Here is a 25,734-nt window from a genome sequence, read left to right on the forward strand (position 1 = left end):
TCAGGGCTTCTCGTTAGCCTAGTCCGTGGCGGCGCCGGCGCCTTGATCTGCATCAGGGGGTGGCGCTTCTGCTACCATGCGCCTCTTCCGACAATCCGCCCGGAGTCCCCATGCTCTCCTCGACCCTCGCCGCCATTCGCGAGCCCGACTCGGCCCTGGCCGAACGGGTGGCCCAGCACCTGGACAACCTCACCAAGCCGCCGGGGAGCCTGGGCCGCCTGGAGCGCCTGGCCATCGAGCTGGCGCTGAGCCAGGGCGAGGCGTTGCCGCGGGTCTCGCCCCCCGGGGTGCTGGTTTTCGCCGCCGATCACGGGGTGGCGGCGGAGGGGGTCTCCGCCTTCCCCCAGGCGGTCACCGCCCAGATGGTGGCCAACTTCGCCGCCGGCGGCGCGGCCATCAATGCCTTCGCCCGCCAGCATGGGGCACGCCTGGAGGTGATCGACGTGGGCGTGGTGACCGAGCTGCCCGCCGAGGTGAAGCGCGCGGTGGTGAATGCCAGGGTACGCCCCGGCACTCGCAACCTGGCGGTGGAGGACGCCATGACCCGGGAAGAAGCGGAAGCGGCCATCGCCGCCGGTATCCAGGCCGCGGAGCGGGCGGTGGCGGCGGGCTGTCGCTGCCTGATCGTCGGCGAGATGGGCATCGCCAATACCACCGCCAGCAGCGCCCTGCTGGCGGCGCTCTGCCAGGCCCCCCTGGACGCCGTGGTGGGGCCGGGGACCGGTATCGACGAGGCGCGCCTGGCCCATAAGCGCGAGGTGATCGCCCGGGCCCTGGCGGCGCGGCGGGTCGATGCCGATGACCCCCTGGGGGCCTTGGCGGCCCTCGGCGGGCTGGAGATCGCCGCCATGGTGGGGGCCTACCTGGGCGGGGCGGCCCGGCGGGTGCCGCTGCTGGTGGATGGGCTGATCGCCACGGTGGCGGCACTCGTGGCCTGCCGGCTGTGTCCGGCGCTGCGCCCCTACCTGATCTTCGGCCATCGCTCCCGGGAGCCGGGCCACGATATCGCCCTGGCGGACCTGGAAGCGCAGCCGCTGCTGGATCTGGAACTGCGCCTGGGGGAGGGCAGCGGCGCCGCCCTGGCCTTCCCGCTGCTGGAGTCGGCCTGCCGCATGCTCGCCGAGATGGCGACCTTCGATCAGGCCGGCATCGGTGCCACCCCATGAATGCCCCGGCGAGCGTGCGACCGCTGGACTTCGCCCCGGGCCTGAGCCTGGCGGCGGATGCCCACTGCCTGCACTTCGCCGCCGCCCGGCCGCTGCGCACCCTGAGCAGCGCCCTGGTGGGGGGCGGCCTGGGCTGGCGGCGCCACTTCTGCAACTTCCATGTGGACAAGGCCTATGACGGCCGCGCCCCCGCCGATGACCTGAGCGCCTGGCTGGCCCGGCGCGGCCTGGGCTTCGATGAGAGCCTGGCCATGATGACCGCGGTGCACCTGGAGCACCTGGCCCTGGTGGCGGGGCAGGGCGTGCTGGTGGCGGTCACCGCCGGGGCCGGCAATGCGGTGGATATCACCGCGCCCATGACGGATGACCCCCGTCCGGTGGGTACCATCAATACCCTGATCTTCCTGGAGGCCCACTTGAGCGATGCGGGCCTGGTCAACGCCGCCCTCTCCGCGACGGAGGCCAAGGCCCGGGCCCTCCAGGAGCTGGATATTCGCGACCCCCATGGCGGTACCCCGGCCAGCGGCACCTCCACCGACTGCCTGGCCGTCGCTGCCACCCAGGTGGGGGAACCCAGCGACTACGCCGGCTCCGGCACGCGGCTGGGCCGCGAGCTGGGGCGGGCGGTGTTCGCGGCGACGCGTGAGTCGCTGATTCGCAGCCGGGAGGCGCGCCATGGCTGAGCCGCTGTCGCTCGGGCTGCTGGGGCTGGTGCTGCTGGCCCTGGTGGTGGATCTCGTGATCGGCGACCCTCGCGCCCTGCCGCATCCGGTGGTGGGCATGGGGGCGGTGATCGCTTGGCTGGAGCGGGCCTGGAACCGCGGAAGCGCCCGGGCGCGGCGTCTCAAGGGTATGCTGATGTGCGCCCTGGTGGTGCTGGGCACCTTCCTGCTGGCCTGGGCCACATTGGCCTTGCTGGCGGCGATTCACCCCTGGCTGGCCTGGTTCGCCGAGCTCGGGTTGCTGGCCAATTGCCTGGCCATCAAGGGGCTCCGGGACGCCGCCCGGGATATCGCCGCGCCCCTGGCCCGGGGCGAGCTGCCCGAGGCGCGCCGGGCGCTGGCCATGGTGGTGGGCCGGGATACCGAGCACCTGGACGAGGCGGAGGTCAGCCGCGGCGCGGTGGAGACGGTGGCCGAGAACACCGTGGACGGCATCACCGCGCCGCTCTTCTTCGCCCTGCTCGGCGGCGCCCCCCTGGCCCTGGCCTACAAGGCGATCAATACCCTCGACTCCATGGTCGGCTACCGGGACGAGCGCTACGCCGATTTCGGCTGGGCCTCGGCGCGCCTCGACGACGTCGCCAACTGGCTGCCGGCGCGGCTGACCGCCCTGACCCTATGGCTAAGCGCGCTCTGTCTTAAGGCCTGGGGCAGGGACGAGATCACCCCCCGTGGGGCCCTGGCCGCCACCTGGCGGGAGGCGCCGCGCCACCCCAGCCCCAATAGCGGCTGGCCGGAGGCGATGGTGGCCAACCTGCTGGGGGTACAGCTGGGGGGCACCAATCACTATCGCGGACGGGTCTCCGAGCGGGCCCGGCTGGGCACGCCCCGGCAGCCGCTGACGGCAGGGCATATCGCCGCCACCCTGCGCCTGATGCATGGCGGCTGGCTGGGCTTCTTGCTGCTGATGGCGGCGGTGATCCTGCTCAAGGAGGCGTTGTGAGACCTGGCGACACCCCCTCAAATGACTGGCCATTGCATGGGGGCGAGGCGGCGCCGCTGCTGGCGCGCTTCGGCCTGCCATCGGAGACGCCGCTGCGCGACGTCAGCGCCAACCTCAACCCGCTCGGCCCCCCCGCCTGGCTGCCCGAGTGGCTGGCCGAGCGGGCCGCCGACCTCGGTCGCTACCCCGACCCCGACTATGCCGCCGCCCGGGCCGCCATCGCCGCCCGGGAAGGGGTGGCCGCCGAGCGGGTGCGCCTCACCAACGGCGGCGCCGAGGCGATCTACCTGGCCGCCGCCCTGCACGCCGGCCGGCCCGCCGCCATCGTCGAGCCGGGCTTCGCCGAGTACCGCCGAGCCTGTGCGGCCTATGGACTGCCGGTGCATGGCTTGCCCCTGGCCGCCCCGGACTTCGCCCTCGACTTTGCCCTCGGCCCTGAGGCGCTGGTCGCGGGGCTGGGGGAGGCCGAGGTGCTCTTTATGGGCCGCCCCAATAACCCCACCGCGACCCTGGTGCCGCGCCCGGTGATGGAGCGGCTGCTGGAACTCACCGCCGAGCGGGGCTGCACCCTGGTGGTGGACGAGGCCTTTATCGACTTCGTCGACGACGCCGAGCGGCTGACGCCCTGGCTCGAGCGCTTCGAGCACTTGGTGCTGCTGCGCTCCCTGACCAAGTGGTTCACCCTGCCTGGGCTGCGCCTGGGCTACCTGCTCGCCGCGCCGGCCCGGGTTGCCGCCGCCGCCGTGCATCAGCCGGCCTGGAGCGTCAATCAGTTGGCCGCCGACCTGGTGGCGCCGCTGCTGGCGGATCGCGACTTCAACGAGCGTACCCGAGCCTGGCTCGCCGCCGAGCGCCCCGCCATGCAGGCGGCGCTGACCGCCCTGGGCCTGAGGGTGGTGCCGAGTCGTGCCAACTTCTTCCTGGTGCGCCATCCCGAGGGTGCCGAGGCCACCGCCCGGCTGCTGCCGGCGCTGCTGCGCCGCGGCTGGCTGGCGCGTCATACCCAGGGCTTCGCCGGCCTGGACGGGGGCTGGCTGCGCCTGGCCCTGCGTACCGCCGAGGAGAACCGGGCGCTGTGCCAGGCCCTGGCGGAGGCGATGGCCGAAGTCTCACGAGGAGGTACACCATGATCGCCTTTATCGGCGGCGGGGCCCGCTCCGGCAAGAGCGGCTACGCCGAGCGCCTGGCCCGGCAGTGGTGGGGCGAGCGGGGCGGGGAGCTTTGGTACCTGGCCACCGCCCGGGCCGCGGATGGCGAGATGGCCGAGCGCATCGCCCGCCATCGACGCCAGCGGGGGGAAGGCTGGCGGACCCTGGAGGCGCCCCTGGCCCTGGATGCCGCCCTGGACGAGGTCGCCCCGGGGGATACCGTGCTGCTCGACTGCCTGACCCTCTGGGCCAGCCAGTGGCGCTATGGCGGCGGCGGCAGCGACGCCGAGGGTCGCGCGCTGCTGGCCAAGGTACTGGGCGAGGCCAAGCGACGCCGAATCGCCCTGGTGGTGGTCTCCAACGATATCAACGAGGGACTGCCCGCCGAGGATGGCGAGACCCGAGCTTTCGTGGCCTTCCTGCAAGGCTTGCACCGCGACCTGGCCGCCGAGGCGGAGCTCGTGGTGCAGGTGGTGGCGGGGCTGCCCTGGGTCTGGAAGGGGGAGGGCGCATGAGCACGACAACGCCATCGGCGACGCCCCGGGGCCTGGCCGCCGCCGGTTTCGGCCTGGTGCTGGCGCTGCAGTTCCTGACGCGGATTCCGCTGCCGCTGGCCTGCCCCTGGACGCCGGCCACCCGGCGCTGGGCGCTGCGCGCCTATCCCCTGGTGGGGCTGCTGCTCGGCGGCCTGCTGGCCCTGGCGGCGCTGGCGCTGTCGGGCTGGCCCACGCCCCTGCAGGCCCTGGCGCTGCTCAGCCTCTGGGTGGCGCTCTCCGGCGGCCTGCACCTGGATGGGGTGATGGACCTGGCCGATGCTCTGGGCAGCAACGCCCCCCTGGAGCGGCGCTGGGCGATCATGAAGGATGCTCAGGTGGGCAGCTTCGCCATCCTGGCGCTGGTCTTCCTGCTGGCCTGGAAGGGCCTGCTGCTCTGGGCGCTGCTGGAGGCCGGCGTCGCCCCGCTGTGGCTGCTGGCGCCGCCGGCCCTGGCGCGCTTCGGCGCCGTGGCGCTGCTGCGCCTGGCGCCGCTGGCCCGCCGCGAGGGACTGGCCTGGGCCTGGCGCCAGGAGAGCCGCCACCGGGACTTGGCGCTGTCGCTGCTGCCCCTGGCCGTGCCATTCTGGTGGCTGCCCGGCGGCTGGCTGCTGCTGGCGGCGCTCGCCGCCTTCCTGCTGGCCTTCGCGACCCTGATGGTGCGCAGTTTTCGCGGCATCAACGGCGATATGCTGGGGGCGGCCATCGAGGGGGGGGAGCTATGGCTGCTGCTGGTGGCCTGGCTGTGGCTGAGTTCGTGAGACGAAGGGAGGACGCCCGATGACATCGCCGAGCCTGACCCTGGTCGTGGTCCGCCATGGGCTGACCGCCTGGAACCGGAGCGGCCGCTACCAGGGCCACAAGGATATTCCCCTGGACCCCGAGGCGGCCCGCCCGGGCCTCGAGCGCCTGCGGGCCTGGTCGCGTGAGCACCTGCGGGAGCTGGACGCCATCCACTGCAGCGACCTGACACGCTGCCGCCAGACCCTGGCGCACCTGGCCTTGCCTGGCGTGACACCCCGTCCCGAGCCGCGCTTCGATGCCCGGCTGCGGGAGCTGAATTTCGGCGCCTACGAGGGCAAGTGTTACGCCGAGCTCGAGTCGGACCCCGGCTACCGGGCCTGGATCGATGGCCGCGGCGAGCGTCCGCCCCCCGGGGGCGAGTCCGCCGGCGAGCTGCGCGCGCGGCTCGACGCCTGGTGGCAGGAGTTGACCCGGGAGGCCGAGGCCAAGGAGGCCGGGGCCAAGGAGGCCGGGGCCTACCGCGCCCTGGTGGTGACCCATGGCGGGGTGCTGCGGGAGCTGCGTCGGCGCTTCGAGGCCATCGACTTCTGGGCCGCCGGGGTCACCCAGGCCGAGGGGCGCCACTTCCATCTCATTCGACACGGAGACGCCTGGCGATGCGAGTGGTCATCGGCGGTGCCCACGCCGGCAAGCGCGACGCGGTAAGGGCCTGGGGCGGGGCGCCGCGCTGGCTCGAGGCCGAGTGCCTCCCCGAGGCCCCGCCGCCCGCCGGGGACCTGGTGATCGATGGCTGGGCGGCGTGGATCGCCGCCCAGTTGGAAGGCGAGGCCGATAACGACCGGCTGCGGGCGCGGCTCGGCCAGACCCTGGAGACGCTGCTGGCGGCGGAGCGCCGGACGGGAGTCACCATCACCCTGATCCTCGAGGAGATGGGCCGCGGCATCGTGCCCATGTCGCCCCGCCAGCGGCGGCTGCGCGACCTCAACGGCTGGCTGGCCCAGGACGCCGCGGCCCGGGCCGCGGCGGTCTACTACGTCTGGCATGGGCTGGTGAGGCGCCTTGGCTAACGTCACAGAACTATTGCAGATGGAATGACTGAGGGGCGCTGGCGGCCTGACCGCCAGGATAGCCCCGGGCTTTTAGCAGCAAAGGTGTTAACTGGATAGCCAAGGACTTGGCTAAAGGTCGCTTGGCCAAGCCGGGATTGGCCATAATAGAATATGGAACTGTTTTCCACGAGATGAGGCGAAGATGCTGGGACGATTACGACAGTGGGTCGATAACTTTACCCTGACCCTGGTGGGGGTGGTGATCCTGGCCAGCGTGCTGCCGGCCCAGGGGCGCGGCGTGCCCTTCTTCGAGGGGCTGACCGTGGCGGCCATCGCCCTGCTGTTCTTTATGCATGGCGCCAAGCTCTCCCGCCAGGCGATCATCAGCGGGGCCACCCACTGGCGCCTGCACCTGGTGGTGTTCGGCTTCACCTTCGTCGCCTTCCCGCTGCTCGGGGTGCTGGGGCGGCCGCTGATGGAGCCCTGGCTGGGCACGCCGCTGACCCTCGGCATGCTCTACCTCTGCGTGCTGCCCGGCACGGTGCAGTCCGCCATCGCCTTCAACTCCCTGGCCCGGGGCAATATTCCGGCGGCGATCTGTAATGCCTCCGCCTCCAGCCTGATCGGCATCCTCGCCACCCCCCTGCTGGTGATGCTGATCATGGGCGCCCAGGCCACCGGCGAGGGCTACAACGCCGGCGAGGCGGTGCTCAAGATCAGCCTGCAACTGCTGCTGCCCTTCGTGCTGGGGCACCTGGCGCGGCCCTGGATCGGCGACTGGGTGGCCCGCAATCGGCCCTGGCTCAGCAAGGTGGACCAGAGCTCCATCCTGCTGGTGGTCTACACCGCCTTCAGTGCCTCGGTGGTGGGCGGCCTCTGGCAGACCGTGGGGCTCGGCCCGCTGCTGGCGCTGATCCTGGCCTGCTGCGTGCTGCTGGCCCTGGTGCTGGTATTGACCACGGCCCTGGCCCGGGGGCTGGGGTTCAACAAGGAGGACGAGATCACCATCGTCTTCGGCGCCTCCAAGAAGAGCCTGGCCACCGGGGTGCCCATGGCTCAGGTGCTCTTCGCCGGCACCGCCCTGGGGCCCATGCTGCTGCCGATCATGCTCTTCCACCAGATTCAGTTGATCGTCTGCGCCATTCTGGCCCAGCGCTACGCCCAGCGCCCCACGGCGGCAGAAGCGGCAAATTGACCTTTCCCTGGGGGGTTGCTAGCTTACGCGCACTCTCAGGTGCTGGTGGAAGGCCTTTCTACCAGGTAATCGGGAAGTCGGTGCGCGGCCTTGCCGCCACTCCGACGCTGCCCCCGCAACGGTGATCGAGTCGAGGACCGCCACTACCTTCAACGGTATGCCACTGTGCCGCAGGCATGGGAAGGCGGCGGTCCGGAAGGTCCTTATGCCCAGGCCCTTCACTCGTCAGCCCGGAGACCGGCCTGGAGAGGCATGCCGTGTCACGGTGGGCGACGGGAGACGGGCTCGCCTGTTCCCTCGCCTCGCCGCGTCCCGGCCACCATAACGCATCACGCCGTGCGGGTGAGCACGGCGAGCAAGGGACACCAAGATGACACTCTCCATCGTTTCCCGCCATGGCCTGGCCGCCGTTGCCCTGGCCGCCACGCCGCTTTCCCAGGCGATTGCCGCCACCTCGGACGATACCGACGCTGAATCGATCCAGGCCCTGAACCCCCTGGTGGTGACCGCCACCCTGGCGCCGCGCACCGCCGACGAATCCCTGGCCTCGGTCAGCGTGCTCGACGAGGCGACCCTGCGCCGCCAGGATCCCACCAGCCTCACCGACCTGTTTCGTGGTCAGCCCGGGGTGGATGTCTCCACCAGCGGCAGCTTCGGCAAGTCCAGTAGCGTTTACATTCGCGGCACCTCCAATGATCAGAGCCTGCTGATGATCGATGGGATCCGCCTGCGTTCCGCCACCCTGGGTGGGGCCTCCTGGCAGTTCCTCGACCCGCGACTGTTCCAGCGCGCCGAGATCGTCCGTGGCCCCCGCGGTAGCCTCTATGGTGCCGATGCCGTGGGCGGCGTCATTCAACTCTTTACCCCCGAGGGCGAGGCGGGGGCGCCGACGCCGCGTATCTCGCTGGGCGGCGGCTCCTTCGACACCCAGCGCTACAGCGCCTCGCTGTCCGGCGCCAGTGGCGGTACCCGCTACTACTTCGCCGGTAGCCGCTTCGATACCGACGGTGTGCCGGTGGTGCGTGGTGGCGACGACAAGGGTTATGACAATACCACCGGCCTGGTGCGGCTCTCGCATACCTTCGACAACGACGCCGAGGTGGGGGTGCTGGCGCTACGGGCCCGGGGCAACACCGAGTTCGTCGGAGGGGACACGGACTATGTGCAGCAGGTGGCCGGCGTTTATGGGGAGTTGCCGGTGACCGACCGGTGGCGTAGCCGCCTGACGCTCAGCGAGGCCCGGGACGAGAGCGACAACATCGATGTCTTCGGCGACTCGATTATCGATACCCGCACGCATACCGCTCGCTGGGAGAATACCCTGTACCTTGGTGCTCACGAGCTGATCGCCGGCGTCGAGTACAGCGAGGACCGGGTCAGCGGTACCACCGAGTATGCGGAGAGCAGCCGCGACAATACCGCCGTCTTCGCCCAGGGGCTGTTCGACCTCGCGCCGGCCTCGCTACAGGCCAGCCTGCGTCACGACGACAACCAGGCCTTCGGCGAGGAGGTGACCGGCAGCCTGGCGCTGGGCTATGCGCTGGATGACTCCCATACCCTGCGGGCCAGTGTTGGTACCGCCTTCAAGGCCCCCACCTTCAACCAGCTCTACTTCCCCGGGTTCGGCAACCCCGATCTGGAAGCCGAGACCTCCGAGACCCTCGAGCTGGGTATCCGTGGCCAGTACCGGCAGTTCTTCTGGGACCTGGCGGCCTACCAGACGGACGTGGATAACCTGATCGCCAATGCCCTGGTCAATGGGCGTTTCGCCCCCTATAACGTGGCCGAGGCGCGGATCCGCGGCCTGGAGCTCTCCGCCGGCGCCGAGATCGACGACTGGACCCTGGCCGCGGCCCTGACCTGGAGCGATCCGGAGGATCGCGAGAGCGGCAATCAACTCCGACGCCGGGCGTCGCAGAGCCTGCGCCTGGACGCAGACCGCGAGCTGGGCGACTGGTCCCTGGGGGGCTCCTGGATCGTGCAGAACCACCGCTACGACGATGCCGCTAATGAAGAACGGCTCGCCGGCTTCGGCCTGGTCAATCTGCGCGCCGGCTGGGACTTCGCCCCCGGCTGGTCGACCCGCCTGACGGTGGAAAACGTGCTGGACAGGGACGTCGTCACCGCCCGGGATTTCAGCGGCAACGATTACCTCAACGCCGGTCGTGCCGCCTTCCTTAGCCTGCATTTCGGTGGCTAATGGGTAAGCGGCTGCTGAGGGGCTTGCCCCTGGTGCTGTCCCTGGCGCTGCTGCCTCTGGTGGCGGCGCCGGCCCTGGCGAGCGAGCGCTGCGCCGTCGATGATCGGGGCCGGGAGGTGTGCCTGCCGGCCCCCGCCGAGCGTATCGCCGCCCTCTCGCCGGGGGCCACCGAGCTGGTCTATGCCGCCGGGGCCGGCGAGCGGGTCGTCGCCGTGGTGGCCTATAGCGACTATCCCCCCGAGGCCCGCCAGGTGGCCTCGGTGGGCAGCCATACCCGGGTCGACCTGGAGCGGTTGCTGGCGCTCGCTCCCGACCTGGTGATCGGCTGGGTCACCGGCAATCCCGTCGAGCAGCTCGAGACCCTCGAGGCCCTGGGCCTGCCGGTCTTCTATATCGAGCCACGCACCCTCGAGGGCGTGGCCACGGCCATCGAGCGCCTCTCGCGCCTGGCCGGCAGCGAGGCGGCGGGGGAGGCCGAGGCGGCGCGCTTTCGCGACGGCATGGCGGAGCTCGCCGAGCGCTACGCCGATGCCGCGCCGCTGTCGGTCTTCTACCAGGTGTGGGACGAGCCGCTGATGACCATCAACGACGACCATCTGATCGGCCAGGTGCTCTCCTTGTGCGGCGGCGTCAATGTCTTCGGCGAGCTCGACCGGCTGGTGCCGCGCCTCGACGAGGAGGCGGTGCTGGCCGCCGACCCCGAGGCGATCCTCGCCGGCGGCATGGGCGAGGAGAACCGTGCCTGGCTGACCCATTGGCAACAGTACCCGGCGCTCACCGCCGTGGCCCGGGACAACCTCTTCTTCGTGCCGCCCTCGCTGATCCAGCGTCCCACGCCGCGCCTGCTGGAGGGCAGCCGGCTCTTCTGCGAGAAGCTCGAGGTGGCCCGGTCTCGTCGCGAGGCGAGCCCCTGATGGTGACCCTGGCGCGCCCCCTGGGGGGCCTGGCCCTGGTCGCCCTGGCGGCCCTCGTCCTGTCGGTGGCACTGGGCAGCGTGACCCTGCCACCGGGCGAGATCCTCGCCGTCCTGCGCGGCCAGGGCAGCCCGCTGGCCCAGACCCTGATCCTCGAGCTGCGCCTGCCCCGCTCGCTCTCCGCCTTCGCGGTGGGTGGGCTGCTCGCCGTGGCCGGCGCCCTGATGCAGGTGCTGCTGCGCAACCCCCTGGCCGACCCCTATGTGCTGGGGCTCTCCGGGGGCGCCTCGGTGGGGGCCCTGGCCGCCATGCTGGCGGGCCTCGGCGGCCTGGTGGTCTCCGGCGGTGCCTTCGCCGGGGCGTTGCTCTCGACCCTGCTGGTATTCGGCCTGGCCCATGGCCGCGGCGGCTGGACCCCGGCGCGGCTGCTGCTCACCGGGGTGGTGGTGGCCGCCGGCTGGGGGGCGGTGATCACCCTGATGCTGGCGGTGACCCCCGCCGACCGCCTGCCCGGCATGCTCTACTGGCTGATGGGCGATCTCGCCTATGCCCGCGCGCCCTGGCCGCCGCTGGCCCTGCTGCTGCTGGTCTGCCTGCTGGTCATGCCGCTGGGGCGTAGCCTCAACGTCCTGGCCCGGGGCCCCCTGCAGGCCGCCGCCCTCGGCGTCTCGGTGCGCCGCCTGGAGTGGGGCATCTACCTGGGCGCCAGCGCCCTGACCGCCATGGCGGTGACCAGCGCCGGCAGCATCGGCTTCGTCGGCCTGGTGGTGCCGCATATGCTGCGCCTGCTGCTGGGCAACGATCAGCGGCTGATCCTGCCCGCCTGCGCCCTGGCCGGTGGCACCCTGCTGCTGCTGGCGGATACCCTGGCACGCACGATGATCGCCCCCGAGCAGCTGCCGGTGGGGGTGATCACCGCCCTGCTGGGGGTGCCGACCTTCCTCTATCTGCTGTATCGGAGCCAGTGATGAGCCGCCTCGAGGCCCGCCAGTTGGTGATCGATATTCCCGGGCGTGGCGACGGCCGGGCCCTCGACTTGCGCGTCGAGCCGGGCCAGGTGTGGGGCGTGCTGGGGCCCAATGGCGCCGGCAAGACGACGCTCCTGCATACCCTGGCCGGCCTCAGGGCCCCGCGTTCGGGACAGGTGCGCCTCGACGACCGGCCGCTCCCGGGGCTGGGTCGTCGCCGGGTGGCGCGCCGGTTGGGGCTGGTCTTCCAGGAGCGCCATGACGGCTTTCCCGCCACGGTGCGCGAGACCGCCCTGATCGGCCGCCACCCCTATCTCTCGCCCTGGCAGATGGAGGGCGCCGAGGAGCTGCGCCTGGCCGAGGCGGCCCTGGAGCGGCTCGATATCGCCCATCTGGCCGATCGCCTGGTGGGGACCCTCTCCGGCGGCGAGCGCCAGCGCCTGGCCATCGCCACGGTGCTGACCCAGGCCCCGGCCCTGTGGCTCGCCGACGAGCCCACCAACCACCTCGACCTGCACCACCAGACCGAAGTCATGGCGCTGCTCGCCGCCGAGGCCAAAGAGGGCAGGGCGGTGATGATGTGCCTGCATGACCTCAATCTGGCCGCCCGCTGGTGCAGCCACCTGCTGCTGCTCTACCCGGATGGCGAGGCCTGCTGGGGCCCGGCGGAGGCCATGCTGGAGCCCGCGGCCCTGGAACGGCTCTATGGCCAGCGCCTGGCCACCGCCTGGGTCGATGGCGCCCCGGTCTTCGTTCCCCTGAAGTAAGGTTCATCGCCCTCACAGGTAGGCTATTCCCATAGTGGGCTTGGTTAGCCACTGGTGCTGGGAGAGGCTCTGGGGTTGTGGGAGTTCGGGTTCCCCGAACGATTGGGCGACGCAGTCGTCCTGGCGCCTGGCGGCGCCAATCACTCGGCATAGCCGAGTTCCCACAGGTAGGCTGGGTAGCTATTCCCACAGTGGACTTGGTTAGCCACTGGTGTTGTGGGAGTTCGGGTTCCCCGAACGATTGGGCGACGCAGTCGCCCCTGGTGACAGTCAGGATCGCCCTGCGGGCGAATCGCCGAAGCGTCGGACCGGCGGCATAGCCGCGCTTGTATGTTTGAAGGAGACTCAGAACGGGCAATAGTGAGAAGGCTTGTCGGGGTGGAGGGACGAGCTGCGCATCTGGCCCTGGTCGGGCACAGACAGTGGGAGACATGGCCCCACCCCACCCACCAAGCGCCGATAAGGAATCCATCGGCTGAGTGCCTCTCAGACCGACGATCTTGGCAAGCCAGCGCTTGGGCGCACCCCGACAAGCCTTTTCAACCTAGCGTGGAGGGCGAGAGATGACAATCCAGACCATCATCGGCATCGACGTCGCCAAGGACGAACTGGTGATCTATCGGCAGGATACCGACACCGAGGAAGTGCTGGAGAATAACCAGGCCAGCATCAACGGCTGGCTGCGTCGTCTACCCGCTCACTGCACCATCGCCATCGAGGCCACCGGTACCTATCACGTGTTGCTGATCAAATTGGCGTACCAGTACGGCCATACGGTCTACGTCATCGATGGCTACCAACTCAATCATTACCGGCAAGGCATTGGCGGCCGCGCCAAGACCGACAGCAGCGATGCCCGCCTGCTGGCCCGCTACCTCAGTCGCGAGCAAGAAGCCCTGCGGCCCTGGACCCCGCCACCGCCCGCCTACCGGGCGCTGCAGGTTCTGCTGCGCCGCCGCGCTACCCTCGTCAGGGCCCGGGTGGCGATTCAGCAGAGCTGCGCCGAATTACCGGAATTGAAGGCCCCGCTCAAGCGCCTGGTCGCCCAACTGACGCGCATCGACCAGGTCATCCAGGCCCGCCTGCGGGCCATCGTACGCGAGGCTGGGCTCAGCCAGCACGTCGCCCGTTGCCAGGCCATGGAGGGAGTTGGCTCTCTGACGGCGACGGCCCTGGTAATGGCCTTCCTGCGCGGGGAGTTTCGTCACAGCGATGCCTTCGTGGCGTTCCTGGGGCTGGATGTCCGCGTGCGTGACTCGGGAACGCAACGCGGTCGACGTAAATTGACCAAGCAAGGCGATCCCGAAGTGCGCCGTCTGCTGTATAACGCGGCCATGTCGGCCAGCCGTCAGCCGGCTTGGCAAGCGACCTATCAGGGCTATCTGGCCCGCGGGCTCAAGACTACCCAAGCGCTGGTGATCATCGCTCGGAAACTGGCCCGCATCGCGTTTTCGCTGATGAAGCATGAGGAGGATTATCGCCCCCCAACCACGGTGGCGGCTTGAGGGGCAACATAGAATCTCCCACAGAAACCATGGTGGCGGCTTGAGGGGCAACATAGAATCTCCCACAACAGCAAGCCGGAGATCTGCCCGGCCCGGTCGGCTCACAGGGCGTGGCGAAAGCGCAGGATCCGGCCGTGGTCCATGGGGTCATCGAGGAAATCCGCCTGCACGCCGAAGGTGCGGCGCAGCCGCTCGACGGTCAGTACCCGCTCGGGCGGGCCGCTGTCCACCAGGCGGCCGGCCTCCATCACCCCGATGCGATCACAGGCCATGGCCTGGTTGAGGTCGTGCAGGGCGATCACCACCGTGACCGGTAGCCGCCCGACCAGTTGCAGGATCGACAGCTGGTGGCGGATATCCAGGTGATTGGTGGGCTCGTCGAGCAGCAGGATCCTCGGCCGCTGGGCCAGGGCGCGGGCGATATGCACGCGCTGGCGTTCGCCGCCGGAGAGGGTGTGCCAGAGACGCCCCGCCAGATGCCCCATATCGACGTCGTCGAGGGCCTGGCCGACGATGGCATCATCCTCGTCGGACCAGGGCCGCAGCGGCGAGAGGAAGGGCGTTCGGCCCAGGGCGACCACCTGGTGAACCACCACCCGGTCGAGGGTCTCCGCCTGCTGCTCGACGAAGGCGATGGCACGGGCGATATCCCGCTGGCGCATCTGCCGCATCGGCCGCTCATCCACCAGCACGCGTCCGCGTTTCGGCCGGCGTAGCCCGGCCAGTACCCGTAGCAGGGTGCTCTTGCCCGAGCCGTTCGGGCCGATCAGGCCGAAGGTCTCCCCGGGGGCCACCGTGAGGCTGACGTCGTTCAGCAAGCGGTGACCCTGGATCGTCCAGTCGATGCCTTCCGCGGTCAGTTTCATTGTGCCCTCGTCCCGCGAACCAGGATCATCGCAAAGGCCGGGGCGCCGATCAGCGCCGTGACCACGCCGATCGGCAGCACCTGCCCCGGCACCAGGATGCGCGAGAGGACATCCGCGCCGATCAAGAAGACCGCACCGGCCAGCGCCGAGGCCGGGACCAACCGGGTGTGGCGGCTGCCGACAAGAAAGCGCATGGCATGGGGAATCACCAGGCCCACGAAGCCGATGGCGCCGACCATGGAGACCATCACCGCGGTGACCAGGGCCATGGCGCCGATCAGCACGCCGCGCACCCGGTTCACGGCGATGCCCAGCGCGGCGGCGCCGTCGGCCCCGAAGGTAAAGGCGTCCAGCGCCTGCCGGTACCACAGGCAGACCAGCAGGCCGCCGAGGGCGGCGGGCAGTCCCAGGAAGACATCGTCCCAGCGCACGCCGGAGAGGTTGCCCATCAGCCAGAACATGATCCCCCGCGCCTGCTCGGCACTCGCCGACCTGGCGATGATAAAGGCGGTGAGGGCATTGAAGAGCTGCGAGCCGGCGATACCTGCCAGGATGATGGCCCCCGCGGCCTGGGCGCCGCGTCCGCCCCCGGTGCCGCTGCCGGCGGCGTGGGCGAGCAACACCACCAGGCCGAAGGCCAGTCCCGCCCCGGCGAAGGCGCCGAGGGAGAGCGTCAGGGTGCCGGCGCCGAGCCCGGCGATGGTCACCGCCACGGCGCCGGTGGAGGCGCCGGCGGAGATTCCCATCAGGAAGGGATCGGCCAGGGGATTGCGCAGCAGCGCCTGCAGGACCACGCCGGCCAGGGCCAGCCCGGCGCCGCAACCGGCGGCGAGCAGGGTGCGGCTGAGCCGATAGTTCCAGACGATGCCGGCATCGATGCGATCGACGGCATAACCTGCCCCCCAGAGCTGGTTGGCCAGCACCTTGAGAATGGTCTCCACCGGGATCGAGGTCTCGCCGATGGCGGTACCCGCCATGATGGCGACAAACAGGATCGGTGGCGCGAGCCAGGCCCAGTGCCATGGCAAGCGAACCGGTGGAGACAGGGCTATCGACGAATTCATCGGTGGAAGGCGAGGGTCGGCAAGGCGTCGACCAGGGCTTCGAGGCCGACGAGGGTGCGCATGGTGGCGCTCATTGCATGGGCATCCATCTCGATGATGCGGCCGTTGCGTACCGCCGACATCTCCCGGGTCACCGGGTCGCTATGCAGGAAGTCGAGCTTTTCGGCGATATCGTCGGCGGGGTAGCGGCGGCGATCCATGCTGGCCACCACGATGATATCCGGGTCGGCCCGGGCGATGGATTCCCAGCCGACGGTAGGCCACTCCTCATCGGATTCCACCACGTTACGGATGCCGAGTGCGTCCATCATATAGCCCGGTGCACCGAGCCGGCCGGCGACATAGGGATCGGCGGACCGGTCGGGGGAAGAGAACCAGAATACCGCCGACAACTCCTCGGGCAGTTCCAGGGCCTCGGCAGCGGCGATGGCAGTCGCCTCGCGCGCTTCCAGGTCGGCCACCAGCGCCTGCCCGGCCTCCTGCACATCGAAGATGGTGGCCAGCTCGCGGATGCCCTTGTAGACCGCCTCGGGGGAGAAGGCGGCGGTCCGGGTGCCGTCGCCGCCGGTGCTGTTGTCCTTGGTATCGCAATCGGCCGGCATCACATAGGTGGCGATGCCCAGCTCATGGAACTGCTCGCGGGTCGCCACGCTGCCGGTGGGGCCGATATGCCACTCATACTGGGCGGCGACGAGCTCGGGGCGACGGTTGACCACGGCCTCGAAACTCGGGTCGTTGTCGGCCAATCGTTCGATGCCGGCATTGACCTCGCGAAACTCCGGCAGCACCGGAGTGAACCAGACCGAGGTGCCGGCTACCCGCTCGGCCAGTCCCAAGGCATAGAGGATCTCGGTGGCCGATTGGCCGACGGTGACCGTGCTTTGCGGCGCGGATGGGAAGCCGATTTCCATGCCGCAGTTGGTCAATGTCAGCGGATAATTCGTGCCATCGGACAGGGCATGAGAGGCGGGAATTATCGATAACATGGCCAGTAGATGGCGAGCGAATTTCATAAACTTTCTTCCGATAAAGTCTGGATAATGGTCGCTGGTTTGACGCTGGCTTTTTGGCGGAAAATTGATAAATAAGCCGCGTCTTGCCTGGCCATGCCGTGATGGGGCTCGTCGCTCTCCCCGGGGAGTCGGCGCAAGCGGCGAAGATCATGGAGGAAGTCGGCACAAAAAAACAAGCCCGGTTGCCGCCGGTGCGGCTCTTGCTTTAGGATGGCCCGACTGAAAATGGGTGCCCCTGCTGTCAGGGGATAATCGGGAAGTATGGTGAGGCCTCGCGCCGATCCCATCGCTGCCCCCGCAACGGTAATGAGTGAAACGCCTGCGACGACCACTGGCATCCGCCGGGAAGGTGCAGGCGACGGCACGGCGCCGAGACGATCTGCGCCATGCCCTCCTCGAGCCCGGAGACCGGCCCATTATTTCGTTCATCCAGTGACGGTGCGGTGGGCACCGGGGATAGTCTGCCTGTGATTCCTTTCCTAGCTTCCCGACGGGGCATCCGTCGGGGGCCGCGGCTGGTCGTGTGCCAGGCCCTGACGCCGTGTCGGGCGGTGGCGCCATGACCCCCGTGGCCGAGTTCCCCTTCGTCGCCGTGGTCGGCCAGCCGGCCCTCAAGACCGCCCTGCTGCTCAACGCCATCGACCCCCGGGTGGGGGGCGTGCTGATCAGCGGCCCCCGCGGCAGCGCCAAGTCCACCCTGGCCCGGGCGCTGGCGGCGATCCTCCCCGATACCGCCGAGGGGCGCCGGCCGCCCTTCGTCACCCTGCCGCTGGGCGCCAGCGAGGAGCGCCTGACCGGCAGCCTGGACCTGCAGCGGGTGCTCGCCGAGCGCGAGGCGGCCTTCCAGCCGGGGCTGCTGGCCCGGGCGGACGGCGGGGTGCTCTACGTCGACGAGGTCAACCTGCTGCCGGATTCCCTGGTGGACCTGCTGCTCGACGCGGCGGCCAGCGGCGTCAACAGCGTCGAGCGCGACGGCATCAGCCATCGCCATCCCGCCCGCTTCGCCCTGATCGGCACCATGAATCCCGACGAGGGGGAGCTACGCCCCCAGTTGCTCGACCGTTTCGGCCTCTGCCTCGAGCTCGAGGCGACGGTGGGCGTCGAGGAGCGCATCGCCATCCTGCAGCAGCGGGAGGCCTTCGACCGTGACCCCGAGGGTTTCGTGGCGAGCCATGCCGAGGCCCAGGCCGCGCTGACCCACCGCCTGAGCCAGGCGCAGCAGAGGCTCGCCGAGATCACCACCGACCCCTGGGTCTACGAGCATATCGCCCGGGGCTGCGAGGCCGCCGGCGTCGAGGGCCTGCGGGCGGACGTGACCTGGCATCGCGCGGCCCGGGCCCATGCCGCCTGGCGCGGCGCGACCACGGTGACCCGGGAGGACCTGGACACCGTCGCGCCCTGGGTGCTGGCCCATCGCCGCACTCGGGAGTCCCGGCCCGATGACACGCCGCCGTCCGGTGGCCCAGGCGGGCAGGGCGGCGATAGCGGCGGTGCCGCGCCCGGCGACGGCCAGGGCGGTCCGGCCGGAGACGGGCAATGGGGCGCCATGCCACCGCTGGCCCAGCCGAGCGTCGGCGTGCCGGCCCAGGCGCTGCCGGCGACCGAGGCGCCGGCCCGCGACGTCGCTACGTCGCCCGCGGCGACAGCGCCACGGGGGACCTGGCAGCAGGGCGGGCCGGGACGTCAGCGCGCCGGTGGCGAGGCCCGGGCCGGGGCGCGCCGGCCGGACTGGTTCGCCACCCTGGTCGCCAACCGCGGCCGCTGGCCCTGGCGGGAACTGCGCTATCGCCAGGGCCGCGCTAGACAGCCGCTGGTGCACCTGGTGCTGCTGGACACCTCCGCCTCCACCCTGGGCGGGCAGCGGCTGGGTCGCGCCAAGGGGCTGGTGGAGCGGCTGGGGCGCGAGGCCTACGCCGCCCGGGAGCAACTGGCGGTGCTGGGCTTCGGCAACGACGGCGTCACGCAGCTGTTGCCGCGGCGTCGCGCCCCCAAGGCGCTGCCCGGGCGGCTCGACGCCGCCGGCGGTGGTGGCGGCACGCCGCTGCGCGAGGCGATCCAGCACGCGGCCCGGCTGATTCGCCGGTGGCGCCGGCAGGACGCCGGCCTGCGGGTGCGCACCTACCTGATCACCGATGGCCGTACCCGCCAGCCCCTCGACGGCCTGCCGTCGCTGGGGGAGTGCGTGGTCGTGGATACCGAAGAGGCCGCTGTGAAGCGCGGCCGCGGCGCGCTCATTGCCGCGCAATTGGGCGCCTGCTATCACCCCTTCTCCAGTAGAGAGTCCCGTGGAGCGATGGCCGATGGCTAAGCCAACCGAGGCGGCGAGCGCCGCCTGTCCCGCCCTCTTTATCGCCGCCCCGGCCTCGGGGCAGGGCAAGACCACGGTGACCGCGGCCCTGGCCCGGCTGCTGCGCAACCGGGGCAAGGTGGTGCGGGTCTTCAAGACCGGCCCCGACTACCTGGACCCGCGGGTGCTGGCCCAGGCCTCCGGCCAACCGGTGGACCCCCTCGACCTGTGGATGGCCGGCGAGGCCGACTGCCGCCGGCGCCTGTACGAGGCCGCCCGGGAGGCGGACCTGATCCTGGTGGAGGGCGCCATGGGGCTGTTCGATGGCGAGCCCTCCAGCGCCGACCTGGCGGCGCTGTTCGACCTGCCGCTGGCCATCGTCATGGACGTCAAGGGCATGGCCCAGACCGCGGCGGCGCTGGTGGCCGGCCTGGCGGGCTTCCGCGACGATGTGTGCATCGCCGGGCTGATCGCCAACGCCTGCGGCTCCCGGCGCCACCGGGAGCTGATCGAGGGCGCGCTGCCGGCGGAGATTCCGCTGCTGGCCGCGGTGCCCCGGGATGCCGCCCTGGCCCTGCCGGAGCGCCACCTGGGGCTGGTCCAGGCCGAGGAGATCCGCGACGACCTGGAGGCCCGTTTCGAGGCCGGCGCCGCCGCGCTCGAGGCCGAGGGGCTGGCGGAGGCGCTGCTGGCCCTGCCGCCGGTTACCTTCGCGGCGCCGCCCCAGGCCGCCACGGCGCCCCTGCCGTCGCTACGAGGCCGGACCCTTGGCGTGGCCCGGGACGCGGCCTTCAGCTTTATCTACCAGGCCAACCTGGAGCTGCTGGAGCGTATGGGCGCGAGCCTGCGCTTCTTCTCGCCGCTCACCGATAGCCGCTTGCCGCCCTGCGATGCCCTCTGGCTGCCGGGGGGCTACCCGGAGCTTCATGCCGCGGCGCTGGCGGCGAATGCGCCGATGCGCGAGGCGATCCAGGGCTTCTTTGCCGCCGACAAGCCGATCCTCGCCGAGTGTGGCGGCCTGCTCTACTGCCTGGAGAGCCTGACCGACGTCGACGGAGAGACCCATGCCATGCTGGGGCTGCTGCCCGGCCGGGGCGCCATGCGCGGGCGGCGCGGCTGCCAGGGGATGCAGACCGCCGAGCTGCCGGAGGGGCCGGTGCGCGGCCACGCCCATCACCGCTCGGTGGCGGAAGGCACGCCTGAGCCCATCGCCTTCGGCCGGCGCCAGCGCCATCCCGCGCCGGGGGAGGCCATCTATCGTGAGCGCGGCCTGACGGCCACCTACCTGCACCTCTACTTCCCCGACAACCCCGCCGCCCTGGCCCGGCTTTTTGCGTCGAGCCCGGCATCGGCATGCCCGACTATCGAGACTCACTCCATCACCACTTATTCCATCACCTCGGAGGAATTCCAAGGATGAACCTAAATAAGATCCCCGCCACGGTGGTGACCGGCTTTTTGGGCAGTGGCAAGACCACGCTGCTGGCCGGCATGCTGCGCCAGGTCACCGGCAAGCGCATCGCCGTTATCGTCAACGAGTTCGGCGAGCAGGATATCGACTCCAGCCTGCTGCGCGGCTGCGCCTTGGGTTGTGCCGAGGAGGGGGAAGACGCCCCCGTGGAGCTCGAGCGCGGCATCTATGAGCTGGCCAACGGCTGCATCTGCTGCACCGTGGAGGAGGAGTTCCTGCCGGTGATGAAGCAGTTGGTGGCGCGCCGCGACGATATCGACCATATCCTCATCGAGACCAGCGGCCTGGCCCTGCCCAAGCCGCTGGTGCAGGCCTTCAACTGGCCGGAGGTGCGCCAGCACTGCACCGTGGACGCCATTATCACCGTGATCGACGGCCCGGCGGTGGCCGCCGGCCGCTACGCCAGCGACGTCGACAAGGTGGAGACCCAGCGCCGGGCCGACGAGAGCCTGGACCACGACCCCAGCCTGCGCGAGCTGCTCGACGACCAGCTCAGCGCCGCCGACCTGGTGCTGGTCACCAAGACCGACCTGCTCGCCCCGGACGACCGCAAACGGGTGGAGGCGCTGGTCGCCCAGCGGGTGCCGGCCTCGGTCAAGACCCTCTTTATCGACCAGCGCGCCTACGGTGACGGCGACGCGTCGCGGGCCGCGGACCGGGCCCAGTTGGAGGCCCTGATGGGCATCGGCGCGGCGAGCGAGGAGCATATCGACCGCATCGACAACCACCACGATCGCCACCACGCCGAGGGGGCCCACCACGACCACGCCCACGATCACTTCGACTCCTGCGTGATCCGCCTGGGTGAGGTGGATGGCGAGGCCCTGGCGGCGCGCCTCCAGGCGCTGCTGCAGGGCCACGAGATCTACCGGGCCAAGGGCTTCGCGGCCCTGCCGGGCAAGCCCATGCGGCGGGTGATCCAGGCCGTGGGCGAGCGCCTCGACGGCTACTTCGACCGCCTCTGGGCGCCGGACGAGCCGCGCGCTACCCAGCTCGTGATCATCGGCAAGGGGCTGAATAGCGAGGCCCTGCACGCCGCCCTGGCGGGCGCCGAGATCGCGACGGCGCCCTGATGCACCTCTTCGCCGCCAAGCCCGGGGGCTTCGTCGACGACGAGGGCATCGTCGACCTGCAGCAGAACCCCGCCGAGGTCGTCATCCTGTCCGCCGCCGACAGCAGCCTGTCGGCCCTGGCCCAGGCGGTGGAGCGCCTGGACGGGGCGGGCGGCGAGGGCTTTCCCTCGCTGCGCCTGGCCAACTGGATGAACCTGGTCAAGCCCGCCGCCTATGACCTCTACGAGGATCGGGTGCTGGACGAGGCGCGGCTGGTAATCGTCTCGCTGCTGGGCGGCAGCGGCTACTGGCGCTACGGCTTCGAGCGCCTGCAGGCCTGGGCGGCCGCCGACAAGCGGCGGCAGTTGATCCTGGTGCCGGGCTGCGATGCCCCGGACGACGATCTGCTGGCGGCCTCCAGCGTGCCTGTCACCTTGGCGCACCGGGTCTGGCGCTACCTGCGGGAGGGTGGCGTGGACAACGCCGAGCAGCTGCTGCGCCGTGTCGGTGCGGAGTGCCTGGGACTGCCCCTGGCGTGGCAGGAGCCCAAGCCCCTTCCCGCGGCGCTGCTCTATTTTGGTTCTTCGCAGACTAGCGTGGAGCCACGACATGGCAGATCTCCGGCTCGCTGTTGTGGGAGCTTGGCTGTGCCGAGCGATTGGCGCCGCCAGGCGCCTTGGTGCTTACCAGGATCGCCCTTCGGGCGATATCGCGCGGAACCGGGACGCCGGACCGCCGCGCTCCCACAAGGGTATTCACGCCAGAGTGCGATAAACCTCGATTTTCCCCAAACTGCTGGCCGGGAGGCGCCGCAGAGCCAGCCGGTTACCACGCTGAAGGCGTGGCAAGCAAGTCGCGACCCCCAGCGCCCGGTCTGCCTGCTGCTCTTCTATCGCAGCCATCTGCAGGGCGCCAATACCGCCGTGCTGGATGGCCTGATCGCGGCGCTCGAGGCCCAGGGCCTGGCGCCCCTGGCGGTGGCGGTGGCCTCGCTCAAGGAGTCGGCCTGCCTGGCCTTCGTCAATCACCTGATCGAGGAGACCGGCGCGGGCCTGGTGGTCAATACCACCGGCTTCTCCGTCAATCGTCATACGGACGATAGCGAGGCCCTCGGCGACGCGGAGCTCGAACAGGAGCTCGCGGGACTCTTCGTCGGCCGGCCGGTGGTGCTGCAGGCGATCCTGGCCAGCAGCACCGAAGAGGACTGGCGGGCCGAGGCCGGCGGGCTGCGCAGCCGCGACCTGGCCATGCAGGTGGTGCTGCCGGAGATGGATGGCCGCATCCTGACCCGGGCGGTGGGCTTCAAGAGCGAGGCCCACTACAGCGAGCGCTGTCAGCTGTCGGTGGTGCGCCACGCCCTGCACCCGGAGCGCGCCGCCTTCGTCGCCCGGCTGGCGCGGCGCTTCTGCGACCTGCGATGCACGCCGAACCAGACCAAGCGCCTGGCGCTGGTGCTGGCCAACTACCCCAACCGCGACGGGCGCATCGGCAACGGCGTCGGCCTGGACACCCCGGCCTCGACGGTCGCCATCCTGCGGGCCCTGGCCGGGGCGGGCTATCCGGTGAGTGAGGTGCCGGAGGACGGCGACGCCCTGATCCGGCGACTGCAGGGCGGCGTCACCAATGCTCGCGAGGCCCTGGACGGGCGCCCCTGCTGGCAGAGCCTCGCCGTCGACGACTACCTGGCCTGGTTCCGGACCCTGCCGGAGGCCCTTCAGGAGACGGTGTGGACGCGCTGGGGGCCGCCCGGCGCGGACCCCAAGTGCCGCCAGGGCCGGCTGATGATAGCCGGGATCCGCCTGGGAGAGACCTTCGTCGGTATCCAGCCGGAGCGCGACCTGGGAGATGACCCGCTGCAGAGCTACCACGATAGCGAGCTGGCGCCGCCCCATAGCTACCTGGCCTTCTATCTGTGGCTGCGCGAGCACTACCGGGTGGACGCGGTGATTCATGTTGGCAAGCACGGCAACCTGGAGTGGCTGCCGGGCAAGAGCACGGCGCTCTCCGCCGACTGCTGGCCGGAGATCGCCCTGGGGCCGCTGCCGCACTTCTATCCCTTTATCGTCAACGACCCGGGGGAGGGCGCCCAGGCCAAGCGCCGCAGCCAGGCGGTGATCATCGACCACCTGATGCCGCCGCTGGCCCGCGCCGAGCTCTACGGCGCCATGGCGGAGCTGGAGGCGCTGACCGACGAGTACTACCAGGCCCTGGGCATGGACCCGCGGCGCGAGGCCCTGCTGCGCGAGCGGATCCTGGCCCACCTGCGCGACACCGGGATCGACCGGGAGCTGGCCCAGGGCGGGGATGGCACCGGTGGCGACACGGATAACGAGCGCCTGCTCAACGAGCTGGATACCTACCTGTGCGATATCAAGGAGGCGCAGATCCGCCACGGCCTCCACGTGCTGGGCAGCCTGCCGCCGCGGGACAAGCGGGCCGGGACCCTGGTCGCCATCCTGCGGCTGCCGCGGGGCGAATCGCCGGCCCAGCGCGGCCTGTTGCACAACCTGGCCGCCGACCTGGGGCTGCCGCCGGGCTTCGACCCCCTGGCGGCCGGGGCCGAGCCCTGGCACGGGCCGCGGCCGCCGGCCCTGGCCGCGCTGGACGATTCCCCCTGGCGCACCGCCGCCGATACCCGCGAGCGCCTGGAACTGCTGGCCCACCGGCTGGTGGAGGCTCACATCCTGGAGGAGGGCTGCCTGGCCACCCTGGCCCGGGACTACCCGGCCACCGCCGAGCAGTGCCGCTACGCCCGGGAGCGGCTCTGGGCCGATATGCAACGCGGCGCCGAGATGGAGCTCCGGTCGCTGCTGGATGGCCTCGAGGGGCGCTTCGTGCCCCCCGGGCCGAGCGGCGCCCCCAGCCGCGGGCGCCTGGACGTGCTGCCCACCGGGCGCAACTTCTTCGGCGTCGACAACCGGGCGATTCCGTCGCCGGCCGCCTGGTCCCTGGGCGAGGCCTCGGCCCAGGCGTTCGTGGAGCGCTACCTGCAGGATCACGGCGACTACCCGCGCCGCCTGGGCCTGTCGATCTGGGGCACCGCCACCATGCGCACCGGCGGCGACGATATCGCCCAGGCCTTCGCCCTGATGGGGGTGCGGCCGGTCTGGTCGCTGGGCTCCCGGCGGGTGATCGATATCGAGGTGATTCCCGCCATGCTGCTGCAGCGCCCCCGGGTGGACGTCACCCTGCGGGTCTCCGGCTTCTTCCGCGACGCCTTCGCCAATGTCATCCGCCTCTTCGACCGGGCGGTGCGGGCGGTGGCGGAATACCAGGAGCCGGGGGACTCCAACACCATTCGCACGGCGGTCAGGGCGCGCTGGGGCGAGCTCGAGGCCCAGGGCCTCTCTCCGGAGGCGGCGGCCCGGGAGGCCGGCTACCGGGTCTTCGGCAGCAAGCCCGGCGAGTATGGCGCCGGCCTGAACCGGCTCCTCGACAGCCGCGCCTGGGAGGGCGCCGACGACCTGGCCGAGGCCTACCTGGGGGCCGGGGCCTACGCCTACGGCCAGTTCCCGGAGTCCGGCGTCGCCGCCCGGGCCGCCTTCGAGCACCAGCTCGAGGGGCTGGAGGCGGTGATGCACAACCAGGACAACCGCGAGCACGATATCCTCGACTCCAACGCCTACTACGCCTTCCAGGGCGGCATGGCCAACGCCAGCCGGGCGCTGGCCGGCCAGGCCCCGGCCATCTACCATGCCGATCACGCCGACCCGGCGCGGCCGCGGATGCGCACCCTCAAGGAGGAGCTGGCCCGGGTGATCCGCTCCCGGGTGCTCAACCCCAAGTGGATCGAGGCGATGCGCGAGCACGGCTACAAGGGCGCCGCCGAGATGGCGGCGACGGTGGACTACCTGTTCGCCTACGACGCCACCACCGACCTGGTGGCCGACTACCAGTACGCCCAGGTTACCGAGGCGCTGGTGCTGGACCCGCGCAACCAGGCGTTCCTGCGCGAGCATAACCCCTCGGCCCTGGAGGAGATGGCGGAGCGGCTGCTGGAGGCCGCGCAGCGCGACCTGTGGCGGGAGCCCGGCGAGCAGGGCGAGGCGCTGCAGGACCTGCTGCTGGAGATCGACGAGACCCGGGAGCTGGCGCCCTGATGGTGGCTAGGCGGGATACGGCGGCCA

21 protein-coding genes and 2 riboswitches are annotated in these 25,734 nt (G+C 70.9%); of the genes, 18 read left to right on the forward strand and 3 right to left on the reverse strand.

What is annotated here, in order from left to right; genetic code table 11:
* The first annotated feature begins 110 nt into the window (after positions 1–110).
* From cobT to ACZ5EF_RS06165, 14 genes are all read left to right on the forward strand, one after another.
* Entirely contained in the window at positions 111–1,166 is a 1,056-nt protein-coding gene (gene cobT, locus ACZ5EF_RS06100; protein ID WP_346063203.1) for a nicotinate-nucleotide--dimethylbenzimidazole phosphoribosyltransferase, read from the forward strand.
* On the forward strand, positions 1,163–1,849 hold the full coding sequence (locus ACZ5EF_RS06105) for an adenosylcobinamide amidohydrolase (protein ID WP_346063202.1): 687 nt from the start codon (positions 1,163–1,165) through the stop codon (positions 1,847–1,849). Before cobT ends, ACZ5EF_RS06105 begins: the two co-directional genes overlap by 4 nt.
* Entirely contained in the window at positions 1,842–2,831 is a 990-nt protein-coding gene (cbiB, locus tag ACZ5EF_RS06110) for an adenosylcobinamide-phosphate synthase CbiB (protein ID WP_346063201.1), read from the forward strand. Before ACZ5EF_RS06105 ends, cbiB begins: the two co-directional genes overlap by 8 nt.
* Positions 2,828–3,961, forward strand: coding sequence for a threonine-phosphate decarboxylase CobD (gene cobD, locus ACZ5EF_RS06115; protein ID WP_346063200.1), 1,134 nt, complete (start codon positions 2,828–2,830; stop codon positions 3,959–3,961). The genes cbiB and cobD overlap by 4 nt, the downstream gene beginning before the upstream one ends.
* A complete protein-coding gene (locus tag ACZ5EF_RS06120; RefSeq protein ID WP_346063199.1) occupies positions 3,958–4,494 on the forward strand; it encodes a bifunctional adenosylcobinamide kinase/adenosylcobinamide-phosphate guanylyltransferase in 537 nt (178 codons plus the stop codon). The genes cobD and ACZ5EF_RS06120 overlap by 4 nt, the downstream gene beginning before the upstream one ends.
* A 32-nt stretch (positions 4,495–4,526) precedes the next feature.
* Positions 4,527–5,273, forward strand: coding sequence for an adenosylcobinamide-GDP ribazoletransferase (cobS, locus tag ACZ5EF_RS06125; protein ID WP_379729286.1), 747 nt, complete (start codon positions 4,527–4,529; stop codon positions 5,271–5,273).
* A gap of 19 nt (positions 5,274–5,292) precedes the next feature.
* The gene (locus ACZ5EF_RS06130; RefSeq protein ID WP_346063197.1) at positions 5,293–5,961 is read left to right on the forward strand and encodes a histidine phosphatase family protein; all 669 of its coding nucleotides are present in this window, start codon (positions 5,293–5,295) and stop codon (positions 5,959–5,961) included.
* Positions 5,913–6,323, forward strand: coding sequence for a bifunctional adenosylcobinamide kinase/adenosylcobinamide-phosphate guanylyltransferase (locus ACZ5EF_RS06135; RefSeq protein WP_346063196.1), 411 nt, complete (start codon positions 5,913–5,915; stop codon positions 6,321–6,323). Before ACZ5EF_RS06130 ends, ACZ5EF_RS06135 begins: the two co-directional genes overlap by 49 nt.
* 184 nt (positions 6,324–6,507) lie before the next feature.
* Positions 6,508–7,500, forward strand: coding sequence for a bile acid:sodium symporter family protein (locus tag ACZ5EF_RS06140; RefSeq protein WP_346063195.1), 993 nt, complete (start codon positions 6,508–6,510; stop codon positions 7,498–7,500).
* Positions 7,501–7,520: 20 nt separating this feature from the next.
* Positions 7,521–7,760: riboswitch (cobalamin riboswitch) on the forward strand.
* A gap of 110 nt (positions 7,761–7,870) precedes the next feature.
* Positions 7,871–9,700: a TonB-dependent receptor domain-containing protein gene (locus ACZ5EF_RS06145; protein ID WP_346063194.1), complete on the forward strand. Its 1,830-nt coding sequence runs from the start codon at positions 7,871–7,873 to the stop codon at positions 9,698–9,700.
* Positions 9,700–10,614, forward strand: a complete 915-nt coding sequence (locus ACZ5EF_RS06150) for a cobalamin-binding protein (protein ID WP_346063193.1) — start codon at positions 9,700–9,702, stop codon at positions 10,612–10,614. Before ACZ5EF_RS06145 ends, ACZ5EF_RS06150 begins: the two co-directional genes overlap by 1 nt.
* Entirely contained in the window at positions 10,614–11,582 is a 969-nt protein-coding gene (locus tag ACZ5EF_RS06155) for a FecCD family ABC transporter permease (RefSeq protein ID WP_346063192.1), read from the forward strand. Before ACZ5EF_RS06150 ends, ACZ5EF_RS06155 begins: the two co-directional genes overlap by 1 nt.
* Positions 11,582–12,349, forward strand: a complete 768-nt coding sequence (locus ACZ5EF_RS06160) for an ABC transporter ATP-binding protein (protein WP_346063191.1) — start codon at positions 11,582–11,584, stop codon at positions 12,347–12,349. The genes ACZ5EF_RS06155 and ACZ5EF_RS06160 overlap by 1 nt, the downstream gene beginning before the upstream one ends.
* Before the next feature lie 563 nt (positions 12,350–12,912).
* On the forward strand, positions 12,913–13,854 hold the full coding sequence (locus tag ACZ5EF_RS06165; RefSeq protein WP_464123037.1) for an IS110 family transposase: 942 nt from the start codon (positions 12,913–12,915) through the stop codon (positions 13,852–13,854).
* A 101-nt stretch (positions 13,855–13,955) separates the two neighbouring features.
* Here ACZ5EF_RS06165 and ACZ5EF_RS06170 read toward each other — a convergent pair whose 3' ends face one another.
* From ACZ5EF_RS06170 to ACZ5EF_RS06180, 3 genes are read right to left on the reverse strand one after another with little or no spacing between them, the layout of a single operon-like run.
* Positions 13,956–14,720: an ABC transporter ATP-binding protein gene (locus tag ACZ5EF_RS06170; RefSeq protein WP_346064074.1), complete on the reverse strand. Its 765-nt coding sequence runs from the start codon at positions 14,718–14,720 to the stop codon at positions 13,956–13,958.
* Positions 14,717–15,784, reverse strand: a complete 1,068-nt coding sequence (locus ACZ5EF_RS06175) for a FecCD family ABC transporter permease (RefSeq protein WP_346064075.1) — start codon at positions 15,782–15,784, stop codon at positions 14,717–14,719. Before ACZ5EF_RS06175 ends, ACZ5EF_RS06170 begins: the two co-directional genes overlap by 4 nt.
* Positions 15,781–16,797, reverse strand: coding sequence for an ABC transporter substrate-binding protein (locus tag ACZ5EF_RS06180; RefSeq protein WP_464123040.1), 1,017 nt, complete (start codon positions 16,795–16,797; stop codon positions 15,781–15,783). Before ACZ5EF_RS06180 ends, ACZ5EF_RS06175 begins: the two co-directional genes overlap by 4 nt.
* A 210-nt stretch (positions 16,798–17,007) precedes the next feature.
* Positions 17,008–17,228, forward strand: a riboswitch (cobalamin riboswitch).
* Positions 17,229–17,356: 128 nt separating this feature from the next.
* On the opposite strand from ACZ5EF_RS06180, the gene ACZ5EF_RS06185 reads away from it, so the two are divergent.
* Genes ACZ5EF_RS06185 through cobN form a run of 4 tightly spaced genes read left to right on the forward strand, consistent with a single transcriptional unit; the run spans position 17,357 to position 25,707 of the window.
* Positions 17,357–19,105 carry an AAA family ATPase gene (locus ACZ5EF_RS06185; RefSeq protein WP_346064076.1) on the forward strand — a complete coding sequence of 583 codons (1,749 nt, stop codon included), beginning with the start codon at positions 17,357–17,359 and terminating at the stop codon, positions 19,103–19,105.
* Complete coding sequence (locus tag ACZ5EF_RS06190; protein ID WP_346064077.1) at positions 19,098–20,504, forward strand: cobyrinate a,c-diamide synthase; 1,407 nt, start codon at positions 19,098–19,100, stop codon at positions 20,502–20,504. Before ACZ5EF_RS06185 ends, ACZ5EF_RS06190 begins: the two co-directional genes overlap by 8 nt.
* Positions 20,501–21,628, forward strand: a complete 1,128-nt coding sequence (gene cobW / locus ACZ5EF_RS06195) for a cobalamin biosynthesis protein CobW (protein ID WP_346064078.1) — start codon at positions 20,501–20,503, stop codon at positions 21,626–21,628. The genes ACZ5EF_RS06190 and cobW overlap by 4 nt, the downstream gene beginning before the upstream one ends.
* A complete protein-coding gene (gene cobN / locus ACZ5EF_RS06200; protein WP_346064079.1) occupies positions 21,628–25,707 on the forward strand; it encodes a cobaltochelatase subunit CobN in 4,080 nt (1,359 codons plus the stop codon). Before cobW ends, cobN begins: the two co-directional genes overlap by 1 nt.
* The last annotated feature ends 27 nt before the right edge of the window (positions 25,708–25,734 follow it).

It is taken from the genome of Bisbaumannia salifodinae (genome assembly GCF_055388505.1).

What these genes read in the sequence shown, in the direction of transcription:
- ACZ5EF_RS06180 (WP_464123040.1), bottom strand. Translation starts at nt 16,797, where the DNA reads ATGAAATTCGCTCGCCATCTACTGGCCATGTTATCGATAATTCCCGCC.
- cbiB (WP_346063201.1), top strand. Translation starts at nt 1,842, where the DNA reads ATGGCTGAGCCGCTGTCGCTCGGGCTGCTGGGGCTGGTGCTGCTGGCC.
- ACZ5EF_RS06175 (WP_346064075.1), bottom strand. Translation starts at nt 15,784, where the DNA reads ATGAATTCGTCGATAGCCCTGTCTCCACCGGTTCGCTTGCCATGGCAC.
- ACZ5EF_RS06145 (WP_346063194.1), top strand. Translation starts at nt 7,871, where the DNA reads ATGACACTCTCCATCGTTTCCCGCCATGGCCTGGCCGCCGTTGCCCTG.
- ACZ5EF_RS06120 (WP_346063199.1), top strand. Translation starts at nt 3,958, where the DNA reads ATGATCGCCTTTATCGGCGGCGGGGCCCGCTCCGGCAAGAGCGGCTAC.
- ACZ5EF_RS06165 (WP_464123037.1), top strand. Translation starts at nt 12,913, where the DNA reads ATGACAATCCAGACCATCATCGGCATCGACGTCGCCAAGGACGAACTG.
- ACZ5EF_RS06135 (WP_346063196.1), top strand. Translation starts at nt 5,913, where the DNA reads ATGCGAGTGGTCATCGGCGGTGCCCACGCCGGCAAGCGCGACGCGGTA.
- ACZ5EF_RS06160 (WP_346063191.1), top strand. Translation starts at nt 11,582, where the DNA reads ATGAGCCGCCTCGAGGCCCGCCAGTTGGTGATCGATATTCCCGGGCGT.
- ACZ5EF_RS06105 (WP_346063202.1), top strand. Translation starts at nt 1,163, where the DNA reads ATGAATGCCCCGGCGAGCGTGCGACCGCTGGACTTCGCCCCGGGCCTG.
- ACZ5EF_RS06140 (WP_346063195.1), top strand. Translation starts at nt 6,508, where the DNA reads ATGCTGGGACGATTACGACAGTGGGTCGATAACTTTACCCTGACCCTG.
- ACZ5EF_RS06190 (WP_346064077.1), top strand. Translation starts at nt 19,098, where the DNA reads ATGGCTAAGCCAACCGAGGCGGCGAGCGCCGCCTGTCCCGCCCTCTTT.
- ACZ5EF_RS06170 (WP_346064074.1), bottom strand. Translation starts at nt 14,720, where the DNA reads ATGAAACTGACCGCGGAAGGCATCGACTGGACGATCCAGGGTCACCGC.
- ACZ5EF_RS06130 (WP_346063197.1), top strand. Translation starts at nt 5,293, where the DNA reads ATGACATCGCCGAGCCTGACCCTGGTCGTGGTCCGCCATGGGCTGACC.
- ACZ5EF_RS06185 (WP_346064076.1), top strand. Translation starts at nt 17,357, where the DNA reads ATGACCCCCGTGGCCGAGTTCCCCTTCGTCGCCGTGGTCGGCCAGCCG.
- ACZ5EF_RS06155 (WP_346063192.1), top strand. Translation starts at nt 10,614, where the DNA reads ATGGTGACCCTGGCGCGCCCCCTGGGGGGCCTGGCCCTGGTCGCCCTG.
- cobW (WP_346064078.1), top strand. Translation starts at nt 20,501, where the DNA reads ATGAACCTAAATAAGATCCCCGCCACGGTGGTGACCGGCTTTTTGGGC.
- cobN (WP_346064079.1), top strand. Translation starts at nt 21,628, where the DNA reads ATGCACCTCTTCGCCGCCAAGCCCGGGGGCTTCGTCGACGACGAGGGC.
- ACZ5EF_RS06150 (WP_346063193.1), top strand. Translation starts at nt 9,700, where the DNA reads ATGGGTAAGCGGCTGCTGAGGGGCTTGCCCCTGGTGCTGTCCCTGGCG.
- cobT (WP_346063203.1), top strand. Translation starts at nt 111, where the DNA reads ATGCTCTCCTCGACCCTCGCCGCCATTCGCGAGCCCGACTCGGCCCTG.